General features: G+C 72.5%; 16 protein-coding genes. 6 read left to right on the top strand and 10 right to left on the bottom strand.

Annotated elements, in window-relative coordinates:
• The first annotated feature begins 9 nt into the window (after positions 1-9).
• Complete coding sequence (locus ACF06X_RS04840; protein ID WP_392285719.1) at positions 10-912, top strand: tyrosine-protein phosphatase; 903 nt, start codon at positions 10-12, stop codon at positions 910-912.
• Between the two features lie 100 nt (positions 913-1,012).
• Here ACF06X_RS04840 and ACF06X_RS04835 read toward each other — a convergent pair whose 3' ends face one another.
• From ACF06X_RS04835 to ACF06X_RS04810, 6 genes are all read right to left on the bottom strand, one after another.
• A complete protein-coding gene (locus tag ACF06X_RS04835) occupies positions 1,013-2,719 on the bottom strand; it encodes a DEAD/DEAH box helicase (RefSeq protein WP_392285718.1) in 1,707 nt (568 codons plus the stop codon).
• A gap of 94 nt (positions 2,720-2,813) precedes the next feature.
• Complete coding sequence (locus tag ACF06X_RS04830) at positions 2,814-3,017, bottom strand: cold-shock protein (RefSeq protein ID WP_003969786.1); 204 nt, start codon at positions 3,015-3,017, stop codon at positions 2,814-2,816.
• 168 nt (positions 3,018-3,185) lie between these two features.
• Positions 3,186-4,343, bottom strand: coding sequence for an acetyl-CoA C-acetyltransferase (locus tag ACF06X_RS04825; RefSeq protein ID WP_392285717.1), 1,158 nt, complete (start codon positions 4,341-4,343; stop codon positions 3,186-3,188).
• Positions 4,344-4,414: 71 nt separating this feature from the next.
• Positions 4,415-5,041 carry a TetR/AcrR family transcriptional regulator gene (locus tag ACF06X_RS04820; RefSeq protein ID WP_392285716.1) on the bottom strand — a complete coding sequence of 209 codons (627 nt, stop codon included), beginning with the start codon at positions 5,039-5,041 and terminating at the stop codon, positions 4,415-4,417.
• Positions 5,042-5,056: 15 nt separating this feature from the next.
• A complete protein-coding gene (locus ACF06X_RS04815; RefSeq protein ID WP_392285715.1) occupies positions 5,057-5,839 on the bottom strand; it encodes an SDR family oxidoreductase in 783 nt (260 codons plus the stop codon).
• A complete protein-coding gene (locus tag ACF06X_RS04810) occupies positions 5,836-7,020 on the bottom strand; it encodes an acyl-CoA dehydrogenase family protein (protein WP_392285714.1) in 1,185 nt (394 codons plus the stop codon). Before ACF06X_RS04810 ends, ACF06X_RS04815 begins: the two co-directional genes overlap by 4 nt.
• Before the next feature lie 46 nt (positions 7,021-7,066).
• Between ACF06X_RS04810 and ACF06X_RS04805 the strand changes: the two genes are divergently transcribed.
• Together ACF06X_RS04805 and ACF06X_RS04800 are read left to right on the top strand one after the other, a co-directional pair.
• Complete coding sequence (locus ACF06X_RS04805; protein WP_392285713.1) at positions 7,067-8,275, top strand: acyl-CoA dehydrogenase family protein; 1,209 nt, start codon at positions 7,067-7,069, stop codon at positions 8,273-8,275.
• The gene (locus tag ACF06X_RS04800) at positions 8,275-9,408 is read left to right on the top strand and encodes an acyl-CoA dehydrogenase family protein (RefSeq protein WP_392285712.1); all 1,134 of its coding nucleotides are present in this window, start codon (positions 8,275-8,277) and stop codon (positions 9,406-9,408) included. The genes ACF06X_RS04805 and ACF06X_RS04800 overlap by 1 nt, the downstream gene beginning before the upstream one ends.
• A 17-nt stretch (positions 9,409-9,425) precedes the next feature.
• Here the strand turns inward: ACF06X_RS04800 and ACF06X_RS04795 are convergent, their stop codons facing one another.
• Together ACF06X_RS04795 and ACF06X_RS04790 are read right to left on the bottom strand one after the other, a co-directional pair.
• Positions 9,426-9,812 carry a VOC family protein gene (locus ACF06X_RS04795; RefSeq protein ID WP_392285711.1) on the bottom strand — a complete coding sequence of 129 codons (387 nt, stop codon included), beginning with the start codon at positions 9,810-9,812 and terminating at the stop codon, positions 9,426-9,428.
• Between the two features lie 47 nt (positions 9,813-9,859).
• The gene (locus ACF06X_RS04790; RefSeq protein WP_392285710.1) at positions 9,860-10,579 is read right to left on the bottom strand and encodes a VWA domain-containing protein; all 720 of its coding nucleotides are present in this window, start codon (positions 10,577-10,579) and stop codon (positions 9,860-9,862) included.
• An 82-nt stretch (positions 10,580-10,661) separates the two neighbouring features.
• Here ACF06X_RS04790 and ACF06X_RS04785 point away from each other — a divergent pair, with 82 nt between their 5' ends.
• From ACF06X_RS04785 to ACF06X_RS04775, 3 genes are read left to right on the top strand one after another with little or no spacing between them, the layout of a single operon-like run.
• Positions 10,662-13,754 (top strand): CHAT domain-containing protein, encoded by a 3,093-nt coding sequence (locus ACF06X_RS04785; protein WP_392285709.1) that lies wholly within the window; start codon positions 10,662-10,664, stop codon positions 13,752-13,754.
• 25 nt (positions 13,755-13,779) lie between these two features.
• Positions 13,780-14,241 (top strand): hypothetical protein, encoded by a 462-nt coding sequence (locus ACF06X_RS04780; protein WP_392285708.1) that lies wholly within the window; start codon positions 13,780-13,782, stop codon positions 14,239-14,241.
• Positions 14,241-15,017, top strand: coding sequence for a hypothetical protein (locus ACF06X_RS04775; protein WP_392285707.1), 777 nt, complete (start codon positions 14,241-14,243; stop codon positions 15,015-15,017). Before ACF06X_RS04780 ends, ACF06X_RS04775 begins: the two co-directional genes overlap by 1 nt.
• Positions 15,018-15,146: 129 nt before the next feature.
• On the opposite strand, the gene ACF06X_RS04770 is transcribed toward ACF06X_RS04775, so the two are convergent.
• Both ACF06X_RS04770 and gltB read right to left on the bottom strand, forming a co-directional pair.
• Positions 15,147-16,607, bottom strand: coding sequence for a glutamate synthase subunit beta (locus ACF06X_RS04770; protein WP_392285706.1), 1,461 nt, complete (start codon positions 16,605-16,607; stop codon positions 15,147-15,149).
• The gene (gltB, locus tag ACF06X_RS04765) at positions 16,600-21,159 is read right to left on the bottom strand and encodes a glutamate synthase large subunit (protein WP_392285705.1); all 4,560 of its coding nucleotides are present in this window, start codon (positions 21,157-21,159) and stop codon (positions 16,600-16,602) included. Before gltB ends, ACF06X_RS04770 begins: the two co-directional genes overlap by 8 nt.
• Positions 21,160-21,530 lie beyond the last annotated feature (371 nt).

Genomic DNA, 21,530 nt, shown 5'->3' with positions numbered 1-21,530 from the left:
AGTCCGGCCATGCCCCTTCCGAGAAGCCTGTCGAGACGCGCACTGCTGAGCGCGGCGACCGCCACCACCCTGGCGGCCGTCCTCTCCCCCACCGCGACGGCCGCACCCCGCCGCACCACCGAGATCCGCCACATCCCCCTCCAGGGCGCGGTCAACGTCCGTGACCTGGGCGGCCATCTCACCTACAGCGGTGACCGGGTCCGCCACGGCCTGGTCTACCGCGCCGACCACCTCGGCAAGCTCACCGAGTCCGACGTCGCCACCCTCACCGGGCTGCGGCTCGGCACGGTCGTGGACTTCCGCATCCCGCTGGAGGTGCGGTACGACGGAGCGGACCGTCTCCCGGCCGGACTCGCCCCGGTCTCCCGTCCCGTCACCGACAACGGCCTGTTCGGGCAACTGCTGGCGGCGATCGGCTCTCGCGACCCGGTCCGCCAGGAGGAGATGCTCGGCGGCGGCCGGGCGGCCGCCTTCATGCGCGAGGTGTACCGCAGCTTCGTCACCAGCGCCGAGAACCGCGCGGCGTTCGCGGCGACCTTCCAGGACCTCGCCCGCCCGGAGGCGACACCACTGCTCTACCACTGCACCTCGGGCAAGGACCGCACGGGCTGGACGAGCTACCTCCTCCTGAAGGCCCTCGGCGTACCCGAACACCAGGCCGTCGGCGACTACCTGGCCTCCAACACCTTCCGCGCCGCGCACGACGCGAAGGTCCGGGAGGCCCTCAAACAGGGCGGCCTGATGCAGAACCCCAACCTGATCATCCCGCTCCAGGAGGTACGGACGGAGTACCTGGACAGCGCGCTCACCGAGGTCCGGTCCGGCTACGGCGGTCTCTACGGCTATCTGACGAAGGGCCTCGGCCTGACCCCGCACGACCTGCTCCGGCTCCACGACACCCTGGTGACATGACGGCGCCGGTCCCCCGTCGAGCGGGGGACCGGCGCGGTCGTGTCGGACAGACCCGAGGGCCGACCCGAGGGCCGACCCGAGGGCGACCCGAGGACGGATCCTAGGCGGCGCCCCGGCGTCCGCCGCCGGAGCGGCGGGTGGCGGAGCCCGCGGCGGACGGGCGGCCGCCGGTGGCCGCACGGCCGCCGGTCCCGCCGGCCGTGCGGCCGGTGCCGGTCGCGGTGCGGCCGGTGGCGGAGGCCGTACGGGAGCGGCCCGCGCTCGCACCGCCGTTGCCCCCGTTGCCGCCGTTGCCACCGCGGCGGCCACGGCGGGCGCCGGTGGAGGCGGAGGGCTGAGGCGGCTGGGGGACATCGATGACGACCGGTATGCCGGAAGGCTCCCGCGCGCCGGTGAGCCGGGTCAGCTCCTCGTCGCTGGACTTGACCTGCGCCGTACGCGGGCTGATGCCGGCGTTCGACATCAGCCGGCTCATGTCCCGCTTCTGCTCGGGCAGTACGAGGGTGACCACGCTGCCGGACTCGCCGGCCCGGGCGGTGCGGCCGCCGCGGTGGAGGTAGTCCTTGTGGTCGATCGGCGGGTCGACGTTCACGACGAGGTCGAGGTCGTCGACGTGGATGCCGCGGGCCGCCACGTTGGTCGCGACCAGGACGGTGACCTGGCCGGTCTTGAACTGGTCCAGGGTGCGGTTGCGCTGCGGCTGGGAGCGGCCGCCGTGCAGGCCGGAGGCGCGCACCCCGCTCGCCAGGAGCCGCTTGACCAGCCGGTCCACGGCCCGCTTGGTGTCCAGGAAGAGGATCGTGCGGCCGTCGCGGGCCGCGATCCGGGTGGTGACGGCCTTCTTGTCGGTCTCGTCGGCGACGTAGAGCAGGTGGTGCTCCATCGTCGTCACCGCGCCCGCCGAGGGGTCGACCGAGTGCACGACCGGGTCGGTGAGGAACATCTTCACCAGGCGGTCGATGTTCTGGTCGAGGGTCGCCGAGAACAGCATCCGCTGTCCGTCCGGCTCGACCTGCTTGAGCAGCGCGACGACCTGCGGCATGAAGCCCATGTCCGCCATCTGGTCGGCCTCGTCGAGGACGGTGATCGCGACCTGGTCGAGCCGGCAGTCGCCGCGCTCGATGAGGTCCTTCAGCCGGCCGGGGGTGGCGACGAGGACCTCGGCGCCGCGGCGCAGCGAGTTGGCCTGCTTGGTGATGGACATGCCGCCGACGACGGTCGCCACGCGCAGCTGCACGGAGGTGGCGTACGGGGTGAGGGCGTCGGTCACCTGCTGGGCGAGCTCGCGGGTGGGCACGAGGACCATGGCGAGCGGCGCCCTGGGCTCGGCGCGGCGGCCCGCGGTGCGGGCGAGCAGGGCGAGGCCGAAGGCGAGGGTCTTGCCGGAGCCGGTGCGGCCGCGGCCGAGGATGTCCCGGCCGGCGAGCGAGTTCGGCAGGGTGGCGCCCTGGATCGGGAACGGCTCGGTGACACCCTGGGCGTTGAGCGTCTTGACGAGCGCCGCGGGCATGTCGAGGGCGTCGAAGGATTCGACGGAGGGCAGGGCCGGCGTCAGCGTCTCGGGCAGGGTGAACTCACGCGGCAGCGGAGGCGTGGCCGGCCCTCGGCCGCGTCCGGCACCCCCCTTGCCCCGGGCTGCGCCGGAGCCGCGGCGCGCGCCGCCGTTTCCGGCGGCGTTACGGGTGCTGGTGCCGCCCGAGCCGTCGCGGGCAACCGAGCCGCGCGCGGAGCGGCCCGATCCATTTCCGGACGGGGTCCCGGAAGTGGAGTCCGCGGCCCGACGGGGCCGCTTTTCGGAGCGAGTCATAAGGGGAAATGCCTTCCTGGCCTGAGCACAGCGCGAGCCGGGACCCGCACCTGCGCGGTGCGGGTCCCGGCTGCGAGAAAACGCGTTACGGCAATCAGGCGGGGACGATGTTCTCCGCCTGCGGGCCCTTCTGGCCCTGCGTGACGTCGAAGGAGACCTTCTGGCCTTCCTGCAGCTCACGGAAGCCGGAGGTCGCGATGTTCGAGTAGTGGGCGAAGACGTCGGCGCCGCCGCCGTCCTGCTCGATGAAGCCGAAGCCCTTTTCCGAGTTGAACCACTTCACGGTTCCAGTAGCCATGTGAATCTCCTGAATAGGTAGGGTCCCCATCCCGGAGAGTCCGGAAAACAAAATTGCGCCTGAAGGAACATTCCCGTCAGGCGCACATAAAGTTCATGGGTACCAAAACTAGCAACAGGGAAAGACTAGCACGCCGTCCCGCCCGTCCGGGCGGGACAGCGACGAGGATCACACTCGCTCGATGATCGTGACGTTGGCCTGGCCGCCGCCCTCGCACATGGTCTGGAGGCCGAACCGGCCGCCGGTGCGCTCCAGTTCGTGCAGGAGGGTCGTCATCAGCCGTACGCCGGTCGCGCCGAGCGGGTGGCCGAGGGCGATCGCGCCACCGTTCACGTTCACCCGGTCGGGGTCCGCGCCGGTCTCCTTCAGCCAGGCGAGGACGACCGGGGCGAAGGCCTCGTTGATCTCGATCAGGTCCATGTCGTCGATCGACATGCCGGTCTTCCGCAGGGCGTGGGCGGTCGCCGGGATCGGGGCGGAGAGCATCCGGATGGGGTCCTCGCCGCGGACCGAGAGGTGGTGGACGCGGGCGCGGGGGGTCAGTCCGTGGGCGGCGACCGCGCGCTCGCTCGCGAGGAGCATGGCGGCGGCCCCGTCGGAGACCTGGGAGGAGCAGGCGGCGGTGATGGTGCCGCCGTCGACGACCGGCTTCAGGCCGGCCATCTTCTCCAGGGTGGTGTCCCGGCGCGGTCCCTCGTCGGCGGTCACGTCGCCGTAGGGGACGGTCTCGCGGGCGAAGCGGCCCTCGTCGATCGCGCGCACCGCCCGCCGGTGGGAGCGGAGGGCGAATTCCTCCTGGTCACGGCGGGTGATGCCCCAAGTGGCGGCGATCAGCTCGGCGCCGTGGAACTGGTTCACGGGCGCGTCGCCGTACCGGGCGCGCCAGCCCTCGGAGCCGGCGTAGGGGCCGTCGGTCAGGCCGAGGGGTTCGGCGGCCTGCCGGGAGGCGAAGGCGATGGGGATCATGGACATGTTCTGGGTGCCGCCGGCGACGACGAGGTCCTGGGTGCCGGACAGGACGCCCTGCGCCGCGAAGTGCACGGCCTGCTGGGAGGAGCCGCACTGGCGGTCGATCGTGACGCCGGGGACCTCTTCGGGAAGGCCGGCCGCGAGCCATGCCGTACGGGCGATGTCGCCGGCCTGCGGGCCCACGGTGTCGAGGCAGCCGAAGACGACGTCCTCGACGGCGGAGGGGTCGATGCCGGAGCGTTCGACGAGCGCCCTCAGGACGTGGGCGCCGAGGTCGGCGGGGTGGACGGCGGCGAGGCCGCCCCTGCGGCGGCCCACCGGGGTGCGGACCGCTTCGACGATGTAGGCCTCGGCCATGACTGCTCCTCCATACGGTCGGGGACGTACGGCCGGATACGTACGGCTGGCGTACGGCCGGGTACGTGCGGCTAGGGACGTACGGCGATTCCGTCCAGGACCATCGACAGGTACTGGCGGGCGATCTCGTCCGGGCTGTGCTGTCCGCCCGGGCGGTACCAGGACGCGGCGACCCAGACGGTGTCGCGCACGAACCGGTAGGTGAGCCGGACGTCGAGGTCGGCGCGGAAGACCCGGGCCCGGACACCGCGCTCCAGCGTCCCGAGCCACGCCTTCTCGAACTTCGCTTGCGAGTCGGAGAGGTAGTGGAAGCGGGGCTGGGCGGTGAGGTGCCTGGACTCCTTCTGGTAGATGGCGACGGCGGCGCGGTGCCGGTCGATCTCCCGGAAGGACTCGGTGACGAGGGCCTCGATGGTCTCCCTGGGTCCGAGACCGGCGGCGAGGACGGCGTCGTACCCCTCCCACAGCTCGGTCAGGAAGGTGGAGAGGATCTCGTCGAGCATCGATTCCTTGGAATCGAAGTGGTAGTAGAGGCTTCCGGCGAGCATGCCGGCGGCGTCGGCGATCTTGCGGACGGTGGTGGCGTTGTACCCCTGGGCGGCGAACACCTCGGCCGCGGTGTCGAGGATTTCCCGGCGCCGCTCCGGTGAGGCGGTCACCTGTGTCTTCTTCTTGTTCTTGCTGACAGTGTTCGGCACACGTCCATTCTGGTCCTACGGATGCTGGCTGCTGACCGAGACGGTCTCGCCGGTCATGTAGGAGGAGTAGTCGCTGGCGAGGAAGACGATGACGTTGGCGATCTCCCAGGGTTCGGCATAGCGGCCGAAGGCCTCGCGTTCGGTGAGTTCGGCGAGGAGCTCGGCGGAGGTGACCTTGACCAGGTGCGGGTGCATGGCGAGCGAGGGCGAGACGGCGTTGACGCGGACCCCGTGGGCGGCGGCCTCGATCGCGGCGCAGCGGGTGAGCGCCATGACGCCGGCCTTGGCGGCGGCGTAGTGGGCCTGGCCGGCCTGGGCGCGCCAGCCGACGACGGAGGCGTTGTTGACGATCACTCCTCGGTCGCCGGAGTCCTTGAAGCGCCGCAGGGCGGCCCGGGTGCAGCGGAAGGTGCCGTTGAGGGTGGTGTCGAGGACGCGGGTCCACTGTTCGTCGGTCATGTCGGCGAGTTCCGCGGTGCCGCCGAGGCCGGCGTTGTTGACGACGACGTCCAGGCCGCCGTGGAGCCGTACGGCGGTGTCGAAGAGCCGCCGTACCTGACTCTCGTCGGTGACGTCGCAGGGCAGCGCGTCGATCCGGCCGTCGCCGAACTCGGCGGCGAGCGCGGCGGCGGTCTCGTCGAGGCGGCGCGCGTGGGCGTCGCTGACGAGCACCCTGGCGCCCTCCTCCAGGAATCGGCGGGCGGTGGCGCCGCCGATGCCGGCTCCGGCGGCGGCGGTGACGACGGCGCTGCGGCCGGTCAGCAGCCCGTGCGCCTCGGGGTAGGGCGGCGGTGTCATGGGCGCGGCTCCTTGGGGAGGCCGAGCACCCGCTCGGCGACGATGGTGCGCTGGATCTCGCTGGACCCGGCGTAGATCGTGTCGGCGCGGGAGAAAAGGAACAGCCGCTGCCAGGCGTCGAGTTCGTACGGATCGCCCGCGGCGAGCGTGGCGGCGGCGCCGCGGACGTCCATGGCGAGTTCGCCGAGGTCGCGGTGCCAGTGGGACCAGTACAGCTTGGCCACGGAGGGTTCCGTGCCGCGCAGGGCGCTCGCGCGCATGGCTTCGAGGCCGGTCCAGGAGCGGGCGAGCCGGTCGCGGATCAGCGGGTCGTCGAGGGCTCCGGTGCGGCGGGCGAGGGCGAGCAGCGCGTCGAACTCGCGGCGGAATCCGACCTGTTGGCCGAGGGTGGAGACACCGCGTTCGAAGCCGAGGGTGGCCATCGCGATCCGCCAGCCGTCGCCGGGTGCGCCGACGACGTGGGCGGCGTCGGTCCGCGCGCCGTCGAAGAAGACCTCGTTGAACTCGCTGGTGCCGGTGAGCTGGACGATGGGCCGGACCTCGACGCCCGGCTGGTCCATCGGGACGAGCAGGTACGAGAGTCCCGCGTGCCGACGTGAGCCGGGCTCGGTGCGGGCCAGGACGAAGCACCACTGGGACGCGTGGGCCAGCGAGGTCCAGATCTTCTGGCCGGTCACCACCCAGGCGTCGCCCTCGCGGGTGGCGCGGGTGCGGACGGCGGCGAGGTCGGAGCCGGCGCCGGGTTCGCTGTAGCCCTGGCACCAGAGCTCCTCGACCGCCCGGATCGAGGGCAGGAAGCGGGCCTTCTGCTCCTCGGTGCCGTGGGCGATGAGGGTGGGGCCGAGGAGCTGTTCGCCGATGTGGTTGACGCGGGCGGGGGCGTCGGCGAGGGCGTACTCCTCGTGGAAGGCGATCTGCTCCTCGATGCTCGCGCCCCGCCCGCCGTGCTCCTTCGGCCAACCGACGCAGGTCCAGCCGTGGGCGGCCAGGTGCCGTTCCCAGGCGAGGCGTTCGGCGAACGCCTCGTGCTCCCTGCCCGGGCCGCCGAGGCCCTTGAGTCCGGCGAACTCGCCGCCGAGGTGGGTCTTCAGCCAGTCCCGTATCTCGGCGCGGAACTCCTCGACACCGGCCTCGGCACCGGCCGTCGCGCTGCCCGTGGCGCTGTCCGTGGCGCTGCTCATGACCGTACGTTAACCTACCAAACACTTGTTAGGGAAGGATGCTCCGATGGATCTGACGTACACCGCTCAGGAGGAGGAGTTCCGCGCGGAGGCCCGGGCCTGGCTGCGTGCCCATGTCCCGGCCGGGCCGCTGCCGTCCCTGGAGACCGAGGAGGGCTTCGCGGCCCATCGCGCCTGGGAGGCGGAGCTCGCCGCCGGCCGCTGGTCGGTGGTGTCCTGGCCCGAGCGGTACGGAGGGCGGGACGCGGACATCTTCCGCTGGCTGGTCTTCGAGGAGGAGTACTACGCGGCGGGGGCGCCCGGCCGGGTCTCGCAGAACGGCATCAGCCTGCTCGCCCCGACCCTCTTCGACCACGCCACCGAGGAGCAGCGGGCCCGGGTGCTGCCTCCGATGGCGACCGGCGAGGTCGTCTGGGCGCAGGCGTGGTCCGAGCCCGAGGCCGGCTCGGACCTGGCCTCGCTCGCCTCGCGGGCGGTACGGACGCCGGGGGGCTGGCTGCTGTCCGGGCAGAAGACCTGGTCCTCGCGGGCCGCCTTCGCCGACCGCGCCTTCGGCATCTTCCGTACGGATCCGGCGGCCGACCGCCCGCACCGGGGGCTGACGTATCTGATGTTCGACCTGCGGGCGCCCGGGGTGACCGTCCGGCCCATCGGCCGGCTCGACGGGAAGCCCGCCTTCGCCGAGCTCTTCCTGGACGAGGTCTTCGTGCCCGACGAGGACGTGATCGGGGAGCCCGGCCAGGGCTGGCGGATCGCGATGTCCACGACGGGCAACGAGCGCGGTCTGACGCTCCGCTCCCCCGGCCGCTTCCTGGCGGCGGCCGAGCGGCTCGTCCGGCTCTGGCGCGCGACCGGCGAGGACCCGGGGCTGCGGGACCGGGTGGCGGACGCGGTGATCGGCGCGCGGGCCTACCAGCTCTTCACGGCGGCCGGTGCCTCGCGGTTCGCGGCGGGGGCGGCGATCGGGGCGGAGTCGAGCCTCAACAAGGTCTTCTGGTCGGAGTACGACATCGCGCTGCACGAGACGGCGCTCGACCTGCTAGGTGGGGCGGGTGCGGGGTCGGAGCGTGGGGCGGGGGCGGGGGCGGGGGCGGCGGCGGGGGCGGGCGGCTGGTCGGACGGCGAGTGGGCGGACGGCGCATGGGCCGAGGGGTTCGTCTTCTCGCTCGCGGGCCCGATCTACGCGGGCACGAACGAGATCCAGCGGGACATCATCGCCGAGCGGCTGCTCGGCCTGCCGAAGGGACGCCGCTGATGAGGTTCCGGCTCACCGACGAACAGCGGGACTTCGGCCGGTCCTTGAACGCCCTGCTCACGGCCGCGGACACCCCGGCGGCGGTACGGTCCTGGGGTGCGGGCGATCCGGGACCGGGTCTCGCCCTGTGGGCGCGGCTCGCGGAGGCGGGGGTCTTCGCGCTCGCGGTGCCGGAGGCCTACGAGGGGGTGGGCGCCGGTCCCGTGGAACTGGCCGTCGCCTTCACGGAGTTGGGGCGCCACGCGGTGCCCGGCCCGGTGGTGGAGACGGTGGCCGCGTCGGCCCTGCTCACGGAACTGGCCCGGCGGGGCGAGGTGGCCCCGGCGAAGCGCCTGCTGCCGGGAATCGCCTCGGGCGAGACGGTGACGACCCTGGCGATGCCGCCGGGCACGGCTCTGCCTGGTCGTGGGCCATCGTCCCGCGGGGCGATGGGGGTCCCCCCGGACGGAGTCCGGGAGAGGGTGGGCACCACGGACGGCGCCCTTGCCGGGCCCAGGCTCCCGGTGCCCGCGGTGCCCACACGTGCGGCGCCGTCGCGAGACGCGTACGCGCTGGACGCGGATGTCGCCGGGCTCACGCTCGTCGTCGTGGGCGACGAGCTGCGGATCGCCCGCGGGCACGGGCCCGTGCGGGTGTCGGCGGATCCCGCGCGGCGGTTCGCCCGGCCCGATGGCGGCGGCGAGCTGCTCGCCGCCGGTCCCGCCGTCGTGGCCGCAGCCGCGCACGCCGCCGGCTGGGCGATGCTCGCGACCGCCGCCCAGTCGCTCGGGGTCGGTCTCACCCTGCTCGACCGGACCGTGGCGTACGCGAGGCAGCGCACCCAGTTCGGGACGGCGATCGGCTCGTTCCAGGCGGTGAAGCACCGGCTCGCGGACACCCTGATCGGCCTCGAATTCGCCCGGCCCCTGCTCTTCGGAGCGGCGCTCACCTTCGAGAGCACCGATCTCGCCGCGGCGAAGGTCAGCGCCGGTGAGGCGGCCTGGGCGGCCGCCCGCACCGCCCTGCAGATCCATGGCGCGGTCGGCTACACCGAGGAGCTCGACCTCTCCCTCTGGCTGCGCAAGGCACGGCCCCTACGGGACGCCTGGGGCACCCCGTCCTGGTGCCGTGCTCAGGTGCTCGGCGCCTCATGACGTACCGTCAGGCGACGTCAGGCACCGTCCTGCTCGGGTCGCTCGGAGACCGACCGCTCGACGCAGAACTCGTTGCCCTCCGGGTCCGCCATCACCGCCCAGCCCCTGCCGTCCGGGGTCCGCCGGTCGTCGACCAGCGTGGCCCCGAGACCGAGGAGTCGCTCGACCTCCTCGTCGCGCGTGCGGTCCTGCGGCTGGAGGTCGAGGTGGACCCGGTTCTTGACCGACTTCTTGTCGGGCACGGTCACGAAGAGGAGGCCAGCGCCGGGCGTCTCGACGAGGGCGTCCTCGTCGCCCGGCTGGTCCTCGTCGGACACCTTGGCGTCCAGCACCTTGGCCCAGAAGGTGGCCAGGGCGTACGCGTCGGAGCTGTCGATCGTCACATGTCGCACCAGAGATCCCATGGCGTCACTATCACCCGCGTACAGCCCTCGCAGCCAATGGATTTGGGTCAGGAGCGCACGATGGCCCGCGCCCGGGCCGCCGCCAGCCAGGCGGGGAACTGGGAGACGATCCGGTCGTACAGCTCCGCGTCCGGGACCCGGCGCGGGTCCTTCCCCGCGTGGAAGAAGCCGGCGTTGTCGACCGGACGCTTGTCGGGGACGGCCAGCTCGTCCAGCTTCCGCAGGAATTCGAACTGGCGGCTGTCCGGGTCGCCGAAGCCGATGAACTGCCAGAAGATCGGCAGCTTCGCCGCCTTGCACACGTACCGCTCGGCGGCCGGCTTGTTGATCGGTCCGCCGTCGGTCTGGAAGACGACCAGTGCGGGGGCGGTGGCGCCGCTGTCGAGGTAGTGGTCGATGACGGCGTCCATGGCCAGGTGGTAGCTGGTCTTGCCCATGTGACCGAGTCCGGCGACGATCCGGTCGATCCGCCCCTCGTGGTCGGCGAGCGAGATGTCGGTCTCGGCGTCGATGTCGGTGGAGAAGAAGACCACCGGCACCCGCCCGTCGTCGTCCAGGTTCGCCGAGAGCCCCAACACCCGGTCGGCCAGGGCCTGGACGCTGCCGTCCTGGTAGTACGGCTTCATCGACCCGGAGTAGTCGAGGACCAGATACACGGCGACGCGCTGATCGCTCATGCCGTGCTTCCGCAGGGACACCCCCGCCGACTTGTAGAGACTCACCAGCGCGGGCGCGGACTCCTCGACCTTGCGCAGACTCAGGGCCACGGACGGCTCCCCTCCCTCATCCCGTACGGAATGCCGAGGGTACGTGATCACCGGCGTGGGGCGCCCTGGAAGACTGACCGGCATGCGTCTCGGCTCACTTTCCGGCTCACTTTCCGGCTTACGTGCCTGCCTGTGGATCCTGGGGGCGGCCTACGCCGTACTGCCGGGCGCGCGCGCCCTGTCGGTGTACCTGGACGGGCCGCCGCCCGGTATGACCGTGATGCAGGTCGTCGCCTTCGCCGTCTTCGGTCCGCTGGTCGCCGGACTGCTCGTCCGCGTGGGCTACGAGCCTCTGATCGCGGAGAGTTGGCGGTACACCCGGCCGCCGCTCCGCGTGCTGCTCCCGCTCGGCTGCGTCGCCCTCTTCCTGTGCCTCGTCCTGCTGGCCCTGGCGGTGCGCGACACCGCGCTCGGCCTGGGCTTCGATCTGCTGGAGAGCCCGGGACGGTTGTGGAGCACCGCGTCCGTCGAGGTACGCGAGCTGTGGCTGATGATGTACGTGCTGGCGGCCCCCGTGCTGATCTGGGCACCGCTCGGGTTCTACGAGGGCCCGCTCCTGGTCGTCCGGATGTATCTGTTCCGGCTGGCCGAGAAGTCGGTCAGGGCCGGGGACGTGGAGACGCTCCGGCGCACTCTCGCTCCGCTGCGCAGGCAGGGGCGGCTGCCGAGCGTGAACGCGTTCAACGAGGCGGTGGTGGCGTCCCTCGACAGTCTGGCGCTGCTCAGCCGCGTGGAGCGGACGGAGGAGATGGCGTCCCTCGACGCCTGTCTCGCGGCGGCCCGGCGCGGTCTGGCCGGGATGCAGGCGCTGCCCGGGCGGAGGTCGGCGCGGCTCCTGTGGATGCTGCGGGACAACCTGGGGGACGCGCTGTGGCGGCGCTATCAGGACACGCGCAGCTCGGCGGCGCTCGACGAGTTGATCCTGATCCGGCGCGAGGTGCTGGCCGCGCCCCGTCGGCACAAGGGCTTCGACCCTCGTCCGTACCTCATCCAGCTCAGCGAGGCCCTCGGCGCCCGCTTCGACTTCAGCGGCGACGAGGGTGATCTGCGCGAGGCCGTCGAGACGGCCAAACGTGCCGTCCGCGCGCGGCCGTTGGGGAAGGGCCCCAGCGTGAACGCCCTGCACAACCTGGGGTTGCAGCGGATGCGCGGGGTACGGGAGGGGATCGGCGGCACGGCGGCGTGGGAGGCCGCCGTGGCGGCCCTGCGCGAGGGCGCCTCACTCGAGGAGGAGGCCGGGGGCACCCGCTGCCACTTCCAGCTGGCCCTCGCCCTGCTCGAAGCACCGCGGGAGGGCCCGCGGGCGGCGTCGTTCGCCGCGTCGCTCGCCGAGGCCCACGAGACGGCCCGGGGCCTGGTCGAACGGGCGGAGCCGGGCACCCCGGCCGAGGCCGAGGCCTGCTACGTCCTGGGCCTGGTGCTCCTGAGCGTGGTCGACGAGGACCCGGAGCCGGTTCCGGCGCTGTGGGAGGAGGCCACGCGCGCCTTCACGACCGCGGCGCGCAACGCGGCGCTGCCGACGGACATCCGGCTCCACGCGGCCCGGCTGTGGGGCACCTTCGCCACGGCGACCGCCCTGGAGATCGCCGGCGGGGGCGTGGCACCGGAGCAGGTGAGCGACACCGAGGAGCGGCTGTGGGCGTCCGGCGCCGACGGGCTCGCGCTGGCGGCCGTGGAGCTGCTGCCGCTGGTGGTGTGGCGCGGTGTCGCCCCCCACGACCAGCGCCATCTCCTCGCCGACCTGAACGAGTTGGCGGTCGACGCGGCGGCCGCCGCCGTGGGTGCGGGCCGGCCCGAGCAGGCCGTCGAGATCCTGGAGCGCGGCCGGACCGTGATGTGGTCGCAACTGCTCGACCTGCGGACGACCGAGCTGTCCCGGCTGCGCGAGGACAACCCCGAGATGTTCGCGCGGCTCGACGCCATCCGGGACGAGCTGGACACGCCGCCGCCGGGGGACGGCCGGGAGACGCCGGGGCAGGCCGAGCGTCGCACGGCCCTGGCCCGCGAGTGGGAGTCCCTGACCCGGACGGCGGGGGTGCTGCGGAGCCCGCGGTACGCGTCGCTGCGCGCGGCGGCCGCCGAGGGGCCGGTCGTGGTCGTGAACGTCAGCCTGATCGGCTGCCACGCCCTGCTGGTGCGCGCGGAGGGCCCCCCGGCCGTCGTACCGCTGGACGCCCTGACCCACGACGGCGTGCGGGAGGCCCTGGACCGCACGGCGCGCGCCGACGACCGGCTCGTCCGGGCGCACGCGGAGCTGCGGCGGGCGAGGGAGACGGGAGCGGAGGCCGGCCGGGTCGAGGCGGCCGAGGCGCTCGTCATCCGGGCCGAGATGCGGCGGGCGCAGACGGCCGCCCGGATGCTGGACTGGCTGTGGGAGTCCGTCGCCCGTCCCGTTCTCGACGCGCTGCCGGAACTGGCCGCGGAGGGCGGGGAGTTGCCGCGTCTCTGGTGGTGTCCGACGGGGCTCGCGACCTATCTTCCGCTGCACGCGGCAGGCGCCCGGCGCGGGGGCGTACGGGAGTCGGTGCCGGGCCGTGTCGTGCCCTCGTACGCGCCGACGCTCACCTCGCTGCTGCACGCCCGCCGACCGGTGCGGGAGCCCGCAGGCCGCGAGGACCGGCTGCTGCTGCTGACCGTGCCGGAGCCCGATCTGCCGGAGGTCGGCGCGGAGGCCGAGGTCGTCATGAAGCACGTGCCCGGGGCGGTACGGCTGCACGACGAGCGCGCGACGGCCGAGGCCGTCACCCGCCTGCTGCCGTCCCACACCCGGTTCCACGCCGTCTGCCACGGCATCGCCCGCGAGGGCCTGCGGCTCGGCGGCGGCGAGATCCTGACCCCGCTCCAGCTCTCCCGTGTCCCGGCCGTGGACGCGGAGTTCGCGTTCCTCTCGGCCTGCGACACCGCCGTTCCCGACCCGGAGGTCCCGGACGAGGCGACCCATCCGGCGGCGGTGCTGCACTTCGGCGGCTTCCGGCACGTCCTGGCCAGCCTGTATCCGGTGCAGGACGGGAGCGCCCCGGCCGTGACGGACGCGGTGTACGGGCGTCTCGTACGGGACGGGGTCCTGGACGCGGCCCGGGCGCCGCGGGCACTGCACGCCGCGCTCGCGGAGCTGCGGGCGGAGCATCCGTACCAGCCGAAGGTCTGGATGCCGTACATCCATGTCGGGGCCTGACCCGACCGCTGCCGAGGAGGAGACGTTGAGCGACCGCGCGCTGGAGAAACGCGCCCGCACCTGGCTGTGCGACCAGTACCCCGTGGTCCGGGGGGACTTCGAGGAGGACGACGCCCTGGAGGAGTTCGAGGAGGTCTTCGAGGAGGTACGGGAGGGTGGCAGCGCACTGGCGGCGATGCGGCGGCTCGGCCACGACCCCTCTCTCGTCTTCGGCGAGCGCCGCAAGGACGGCATCGGCGTGGCCGGGCTGTGGAGCGAGGAGCCCGAGGTGAGCAGTGTCTTCCGCTGCCCGCGCGCCACGGGCCGGTGCACGGCCCGGCGTACGCGGGACGAGTCCGGCGCCTGGCCGCTGTGCTACCTGGATCCGGACGATCCGGACGGCGTGCCGCTGAAGCCGGCGGCGCTGCCGGCGCACAGCGAGGGGCCTGGCGGGAGGCCGGGCGGGCCGGGCGGGGCGCCGGGCGGGCCTGGCGGGGGGACGGGCTGATGGACGGGTTCCTCTCGGAGGTCGGCAAGAAGGTCACGGAGCGCTGGCTGACCCGGCTCGTCCTGCCGGGCCTCGTCTTCGTGGTGGCCTGCGTGGTGGCGCTGACGCCGGGCCGTTCGGGGGCCGTGGACGTGACGGCGACGATCGAGTGGCTGGAGCGGCTGCGCACGGGCCGGTACGCGACGCCCTCGGGCAAGGCCGTGGCACTGGTGATGCTGCTGCTCGCGGTCGCGGGTTCGGCGCTGTGCGCGGACGGGCTCGCGTCGGGGGTCGGCCGGCTGTGGGCCGGCCGGGCGCGCCGGCTGCGGCGGGCGGCGGGCCGGCTGCGGGGCGGTACGGAACTGCCGGACCGCGCCACCTGGATCGGGGGCCGGCTCGGCGCGGTCGAGGAGCGGGTCCGGGTCCAGCACGGGGTGCACATGGCCCTGGTGTGGCCGCGGCTGTGGCAACTGGCCCCGGAGGGGGCCCGCCAGGACGTGAACGCGGCCTGGGACCGCTACGCGGCCGCCGCCCTGCGCACGGCGTGGACGGTGCCGTACGCGGTCCTGGGCGCGGCGGGCGGGTGGTGGCCCGGCCTGCTGATCGCGGCGGGCCTGGCCCTCACGGGCGTCCGGGAGGGGCGGGCGGCCGTGGTGGGCCTGACGGTGGCCGTCGAGGCGGCCGTGGACACGGGCCTGACGACCCTGGCGACGGTCCTCGGGGTGCCGCTGCGCCACGGCCGGGTGCTTCCGTCGGACGGCGCGCTGATCAACGAGCTGCTGAACAAGGGCCGTTGAGGTCCTTGGTTCCGACGGAACGCGCCGCGGCGCCCGCCCAGTCGTCCGGTCGGGGACATTCGGGGGGCGCCGCGCTCAGTTCCGTACGTCGTTGTACGGGACGTCTTGGGGGGTCCGTGGACCCCGGGGTCAGACCGTCAGGGCACGGTCCGTCGGGCGGATCGGGGCGGGCAGGTCGCTCGCTCCCGTGAGGAAGCGGTCGACTCCGCGCGCCGCCGAGCGGCCCTCGGCGATCGCCCAGACGATCAGCGACTGGCCGCGGCCCGCGTCGCCGGCCACGAACACGCCGCCGACGTTGGTGGCGAAGTCCGCGTCCCGCGCGATGTTGCCGCGCTCGTCGAGCTCCAGGCCGAACTGCGAGACGAGACCGTTCTCGACGTCCGTGCCGGTGAAGCCCATCGCGAGCGTGACCAGCTGGGCGGGGATCTTGCGCTCCGTGCCCGGCTTCTGGGTCAGCTTACCCTCGACGAACTCGACCTCGACCAGGTGCAGGAACTGGACGTTGCCGTCCTCGTCGCCCTCGAAGTGGGTGGTGGAGACGGAGTAGACCCGCTCGCCGCCCTCCTCGTGGGCCGAGGTGACCTTGTAGAGCATCGGGAAGGTCGGCCAGGGCTGGCCGGCCGTCCGCTCCTCGCCCGGACGCGGCATGATCTCCAGCTGCGTGACCGAGGCCGCGCCCTGGCGGTGGGCGGTGCCCACGCAGTCCGCGCCCGTGTCGCCGCCGCCGATGACCACGACGTGCTTGCCCTCGGCCGTGATCGGCGGAGCCACGAAGTCGCCCTCGACGACCTTGTTGGCGAGCGGCAGGTACTCCATCGCCTGGTGGATGCCCTTCAGCTCCCGGCCCGGGACGGGCAGGTCGCGGGCGGTGGTGGCACCGGCGGCGATGACCACGGCGTCGTACCGCTTGCGCAGGTCGGTCGCCGTGATGTCGCGGCCGATCTCCACGCCGGTGCGGAACTTGGTGCCCTCCGCGCGCATCTGCTCGATGCGGCGGTTGATGTGCCGCTTCTCCATCTTGAACTCGGGGATGCCGTAGCGCAGCAGGCCGCCGATGCGGTCGGCGCGCTCGAAGACGGCGACCGTGTGGCCGGCCCGGGTCAGCTGCTGGGCGGCGGCGAGACCCGCCGGGCCGGAGCCGATGACGGCGACGGTCTTGCCGGACAGGCGCTCGGGCGCCTGCGGCTTGACGTCGTTGCGGTCCCACGCCTGGTCGATGATGGAGACTTCGACGTTCTTGATGGTGACGGCCGGCTGGTTGATGCCGAGCACGCACGCGGCCTCGCACGGAGCCGGGCACAGGCGGCCGGTGAACTCCGGGAAGTTGTTGGTGGCGTGCAGCCGCTCGGAGGCCTGGGCCCAGTCCTCGCGGTAGGCGTAGTCGTTCCACTCGGGGATGAGGTTCCCCAGCGGACAGCCGTTGTGGCAGAACGGGATGCCGCAGTCCATGCAGCGGCCGGCCTGCTTGCTGATGATCGGCAGCAGGGAGCCGGGAACGTAGACCTCGTTCCAGTCCTTGACTCGCTCGCCCACCGGACGGGTCTTGGCGACCTCGCGCCCGGTGGTCAGGAAGCCCTTGGGGTCAGCCATTGGTCGCCGCCTCCATCATCTTCTCGGTGGTCTCCTGCTCGGAGAGACCGGCGAGCTCAGCGGCGTCCTTGGCGGCGAGCACTGCCTTGTACGTGGTGGGGATGATCTTGCTGAAACGGTCCACGTTCACGGACCAGTCGGCCAGGAGCTTCTCGGCGACGGTCGAGCCGGTCTCCTCGTGGTGGCGGCGCACGACGTCGTGCAGCCATGCCTTGTCGGTGTCCGACAGGGCCTCGATCGCCTCCGTGTTCCCGGAGTTGACGTTGTCCCGGTCGAGGTCGACGACGTAGGCGACACCGCCCGACATGCCGGCCGCGAAGTTGCGGCCGGTCTCGCCGAGGACGACCGCCGTGCCACCGGTCATGTACTCGCAGCCGTGGTCGCCCACGCCCTCCGAGACGACAAGGGCGCCGGAGTTGCGGACGCAGAAGCGCTCGCCGGTGCGGCCGCGCAGGAACAGCTCGCCGCCGGTCGCGCCGTACGCGATGGTGTTGCCCGCGATGGTGGAGTACTCCGCCAGGTGGTCGGCGCCCCGGTCCGGGCGGACGACGATCCGACCGCCGGAGAGGCCCTTGCCGACGTAGTCGTTGGCGTCGCCCTCCAGGCGGAGGGTGACACCGGCCGGCAGGAAGGCGCCGAAGGACTGGCCGGCGGAGCCGGTGAAGGTGATGTCGATGGTGTCGGCGGGCAGACCCGCGCCGCCGAACTTCTTCGTCACCTCGTGGCCGAGCATGGTGCCGACCGTGCGGTTGATGTTGCGGATCGCGACCTGGGCCCGGACCGGCTGCGCCTCCTCGGCGGTGGCCGCGCCCAGCGCCTCGGCGGCGAGCTCGATCAGCTCGTTGTCGAGGGCCTTCTCCAGACCGTGGTCCTGCTCGATCAGGGCGTGGCGGACCGCGCCCTCGGGCAGCTCGGGCACGTGGAAGAGCGGGGCCAGGTCCAGGCCCTGCGCCTTCCAGTGCGTGACCGCGCGGCTGGTGTCGAGCAGCTCGGCGTGGCCGACGGCCTCTTCGAGGGTACGGAAGCCCAGCTCGGCGAGGAGCTCGCGGACCTCCTCGGCGATGAACTCGAAGAAGTTGACGACGTACTCGGCCTTGCCGGAGAAGCGGTCGCGCAGGACCGGGTTCTGGGTGGCGATGCCGACCGGGCAGGTGTCCAGGTGGCAGACGCGCATCATGACGCAGCCGGAGACGACGAGCGGCGCGGTCGCGAAACCGAACTCCTCGGCGCCGAGCAGCGCGGCGATGACGACGTCACGGCCGGTCTTGAGCTGGCCGTCAGTCTGGACGACGATCCGGTCGCGCAGGCCGTTGAGCAGCAGGGTCTGCTGGGTCTCGGCGAGGCCGAGCTCCCAGGGGCCGCCCGCGTGCTTCAGCGACGTGAGCGGCGAGGCGCCCGTGCCGCCGTCGTGGCCGGAGATGAGGACGACGTCCGCGTGCGCCTTGGAGACACCGGCGGCGACCGTGCCGACACCGACCTCGGAGACCAGCTTCACGTGGATGCGGGCCGCCGGGTTGGCGTTCTTGAGGTCGTGGATCAGCTGAGCCAGGTCCTCGATGGAGTAGATGTCGTGGTGCGGCGGCGGCGAGATCAGACCGACACCCGGGGTGGAGTGCCGGGTCTTGGCGACCCACGGGTAGACCTTGTGGCCGGGCAGCTGGCCGCCCTCGCCGGGCTTGGCGCCCTGCGCCATCTTGATCTGGATGTCGTCCGCGTTGACCAGGTACTCGGAGGTCACACCGAAGCGGCCGGAGGCCACCTGCTTGATGGAGGAGCGGCGCTCCGGGTCGTACAGGCGCTCCGGGTCCTCGCCGCCCTCACCGGTGTTGGACTTGCCGCCCAGCTGGTTCATGGCGATGGCGAGGGTCTCGTGCGCCTCGCGGGAGATGGAGCCGTAGGACATGGCTCCGGTCGAGAACCGCTTGACGATCTCGGAGACCGGCTCGACCTCGTCGAGGGGGATCGAGGGGCGGTCGGAGGTGAAACCGAAGAGGCCGCGGAGCGTCATCAGGCGCTCGGACTGCTCGTTCACCCGCTCCGTGTACTTCTTGAAGATGTCGTACCGCTTGTTGCGGGTGGCGTGCTGCAGGCGGAAGACGGTCTCCGGGTCGAACAGGTGCGGCTCGCCCTCGCGGCGCCACTGGTACTCGCCGCCGATGTCGAGGGCGCGGTGGGCGGAGGGGACGCCGGAGGCGGGGTACGCCTTGGAGTGGCGGGCCGCGACCTCCTTGGCGACGACGTCGAGGCCGGCGCCGCCGATCTTGGTGGCGGTGCCGTTGAAGTACTTCGCGACGAAGGCCTCGTCGAGGCCGACGGCCTCGAAGACCTGGGCGCCGCGGTAGGAGGCGACGGTCGAGATGCCCATCTTGGACATGACCTTGAGAACGCCCTTGCCCAGGGCGTAGATCAGGTTCCGGATGGCCTGCTCGGGCTCCATGCCCTCGATGAAGGTGCCGGCGCGGACCAGGTCCTCGACCGACTCCATGGCGAGGTACGGGTTGACGGCGGCGGCGCCGTAGCCGATGAGGAGCGCGACGTGGTGGACCTCGCGGACGTCGCCGGCCTCGACGAGCAGCCCCACCTGGGTGCGCTGCTTGGTGCGGATGAGGTGGTGGTGGACGGCCGCGGTGAGCAGCAGCGACGGAATCGGCGCGTGCTCGGCGTCGGAGTGCCGGTCGGAGAGGACGATCAGGCGGGCGCCGCCCTCGATCGCCGCGTCGGCCTCGGCGCAGATCTCCTCGATGCGGGCGGCGAGCGCGTCGCCGCCGCCGGAGACCCGGTACAGGCCGGAGAGGGTCGCGGCCTTCATGCCGGGCATGTCGCCGTCGGCGTTGATGTGGATGAGCTTGGCCAGCTCGTCGTTGTCGATCACCGGGAAGGGCAGGGTGACCGAGCGGCAGGAGGCCGCGGTCGGCTCCAGCAGGTTGCCCTGGGGGCCCAGCGAGGAGCGCAGGCTGGTCACCAGCTCCTCGCGGATGGCGTCCAGCGGCGGGTTGGTGACCTGCGCGAAGAGCTGGGTGAAGTAGTCGAAGAGCAACCGGGGGCGCTCGGAGAGGGCCGCGATCGGGGAGTCCGTACCCATGGAGCCGAGCGGCTCGCCGCCGGTGCGGGCCATCGGGGCGAGGATGACGCGGAGCTCTTCCTCGGTGTAGCCGAAGGTCTGCTGGCGGCGGGTGACCGAGGCGTGGGTGTGGACGATGTGCTCGCGCTCGGGAAGGTCCTCGAGCTCGATCTCGCCGGTCTCCAGCCATTCGGCGTACGGCTTCTCGGCGGCGAGGCCGGCCTTGATCTCGTCGTCCTCGATGATCCGGTGCTCGGCGGTGTCGACGAGGAACATCTTGCCGGGCTGCAGGCGGCCCTTGCGGACGACCTTGGCGGGGTCGATGTCGAGAACGCCGACCTCGGAGGAGAGGACGACGAGACCCTCGTCGGTGACCCAGTAGCGGCCGGGGCGCAGACCGTTGCGGTCGAGGACCGCGCCGACCTGGACGCCGTCGGTGAAGGTGACGCAGGCCGGGCCGTCCCAGGGCTCCATCATCGTGGCGTGGTACTGGTAGAAGGCCCGCCGGGCCGGGTCCATCGTCTCGTGGTTCTCCCACGCCTCGGGGACCATCATCAGGACCGAGTGCGGCAGCGAGCGGCCGCCGAGGTGGAGGAGTTCGAGGACCTCGTCGAAGGAGGCGGAGTCCGAGGCGTCCGGCGTGCAGATCGGGAAGATCCGCTCCAGCTTCTCCGCGCCGAACAGGTCGGAGGCCAGCTGGGACTCGCGGGCCACCATCCAGTTGCGGTTGCCCTTGACCGTGTTGATCTCGCCGTTGTGGGCGACGAAGCGGTACGGGTGGGCGAGCGGCCAGCTCGGGAAGGTGTTGGTGGAGAACCGGGAGTGGACCAGGGCCACGGCGGTGGCGCAGCGGCGGTCCGACAGGTCCGGGAAGAAGGGCTCCAGCTGGCCGGTGGTCAGCATGCCCTTGTAGACGATGGTGCGGGCGGAGAGCGAGGGGAAGTACGTCCCCGCCTCACGCTCGGCGCGCTTGCGCAGCAGGAACGCCTTGCGGTCGAGGACGATGCCCTCGCTGCTGCCGTCGGCGACGAACAGCTGACGGAAGACGGGCATGGTGGAGCGGGCGGAGGCGCCGAGCAGCTCGGGGGCGACGGGGACCTCGCGCCAGCCGAGGACGGTCAGGCCTTCTTCGCCGGCGATCGCCTCGATCCGCTCGACGGCCTGTGCGGGGCCGTCGGCGGGCAGGAAGGCGATACCGACGGCGTAGGCGCCGGCGGCGGGGAGCTCGAAGTCGGTGACCTCGCGCAGGAAGGCGTCCGGGACCTGGAGCAGGATGCCCGCGCCGTCTCCGGAGTCGGGCTCGGAGCCGGTGGCGCCGCGGTGTTCGAGATTGCGCAGTACGGTCAGCGCCTGCTCGACCAGTGCGTGACTGGCAACACCGGTGAGGGTGGCCACGAACCCGACACCACAGGCGTCGTGTTCGTTACGGGGGTCGTACATCCCCTGCGGAGCGGGGCGACCGTCCATGGGCGACCAGGCGTCGGAACGCATCGGCTCTCCCGTCGTCGTCGTGGCATATGCAGCAGCCGAGGGACGACGTTGGCCCTCCGCGAAATTTCGTGCAGGTTACATGATGGCTGGCTTCTCGCAGGACGGATAGCTCATTCCAGCATGCGGACACCGCTGGCACGGAGCGGTGGCGGTGGTTCACGTGTGGACAGGTCGATCTTGTGTGGTTCGAGCGGATTCGACGACCCGTCGCGGAGCGGGCCTCATTGCCCGCGGCGCTTACGCCTCATGCCCGGTGGTTAAGGATTCGAAACCAGCGAGTAACGGCTAGATATGTAGCGCTGCGCATAGTGTCTCACCGGGGCGGCGGATCCGCCCAGGGATATACGTCACAGCGGCGGGGACAGGGCCGG

Source organism: Streptomyces sp. NPDC015346, assembly GCF_043078785.1.
GTDB lineage: Bacteria > Actinomycetota > Actinomycetes > Streptomycetales > Streptomycetaceae > Streptomyces.
The sequence above is the reverse complement of the archived record's forward strand: the minus strand, read 5'-3'. Positions and strand labels throughout refer to the sequence as shown.

Bases quoted from the DNA above. Each gene is read 5' to 3' on its own strand.
- ACF06X_RS04770 (WP_392285706.1), bottom strand. From the start codon at position 16,607: ATGGCTGACCCCAAGGGCTTCCTGACCACCGGGCGCGAGGTCGCCAAG.
- ACF06X_RS04815 (WP_392285715.1), bottom strand. From the start codon at position 5,839: ATGACACCGCCGCCCTACCCCGAGGCGCACGGGCTGCTGACCGGCCGC.
- ACF06X_RS04775 (WP_392285707.1), top strand. From the start codon at position 14,241: ATGGACGGGTTCCTCTCGGAGGTCGGCAAGAAGGTCACGGAGCGCTGG.
- ACF06X_RS04800 (WP_392285712.1), top strand. From the start codon at position 8,275: ATGAGGTTCCGGCTCACCGACGAACAGCGGGACTTCGGCCGGTCCTTG.
- ACF06X_RS04825 (WP_392285717.1), bottom strand. From the start codon at position 4,343: ATGGCCGAGGCCTACATCGTCGAAGCGGTCCGCACCCCGGTGGGCCGC.
- ACF06X_RS04795 (WP_392285711.1), bottom strand. From the start codon at position 9,812: ATGGGATCTCTGGTGCGACATGTGACGATCGACAGCTCCGACGCGTAC.
- ACF06X_RS04840 (WP_392285719.1), top strand. From the start codon at position 10: ATGCCCCTTCCGAGAAGCCTGTCGAGACGCGCACTGCTGAGCGCGGCG.
- ACF06X_RS04835 (WP_392285718.1), bottom strand. From the start codon at position 2,719: ATGACTCGCTCCGAAAAGCGGCCCCGTCGGGCCGCGGACTCCACTTCC.
- ACF06X_RS04810 (WP_392285714.1), bottom strand. From the start codon at position 7,020: ATGAGCAGCGCCACGGACAGCGCCACGGGCAGCGCGACGGCCGGTGCC.
- ACF06X_RS04785 (WP_392285709.1), top strand. From the start codon at position 10,662: ATGCGTCTCGGCTCACTTTCCGGCTCACTTTCCGGCTTACGTGCCTGC.
- gltB (WP_392285705.1), bottom strand. From the start codon at position 21,159: ATGCGTTCCGACGCCTGGTCGCCCATGGACGGTCGCCCCGCTCCGCAG.
- ACF06X_RS04805 (WP_392285713.1), top strand. From the start codon at position 7,067: ATGGATCTGACGTACACCGCTCAGGAGGAGGAGTTCCGCGCGGAGGCC.
- ACF06X_RS04830 (WP_003969786.1), bottom strand. From the start codon at position 3,017: ATGGCTACTGGAACCGTGAAGTGGTTCAACTCGGAAAAGGGCTTCGGC.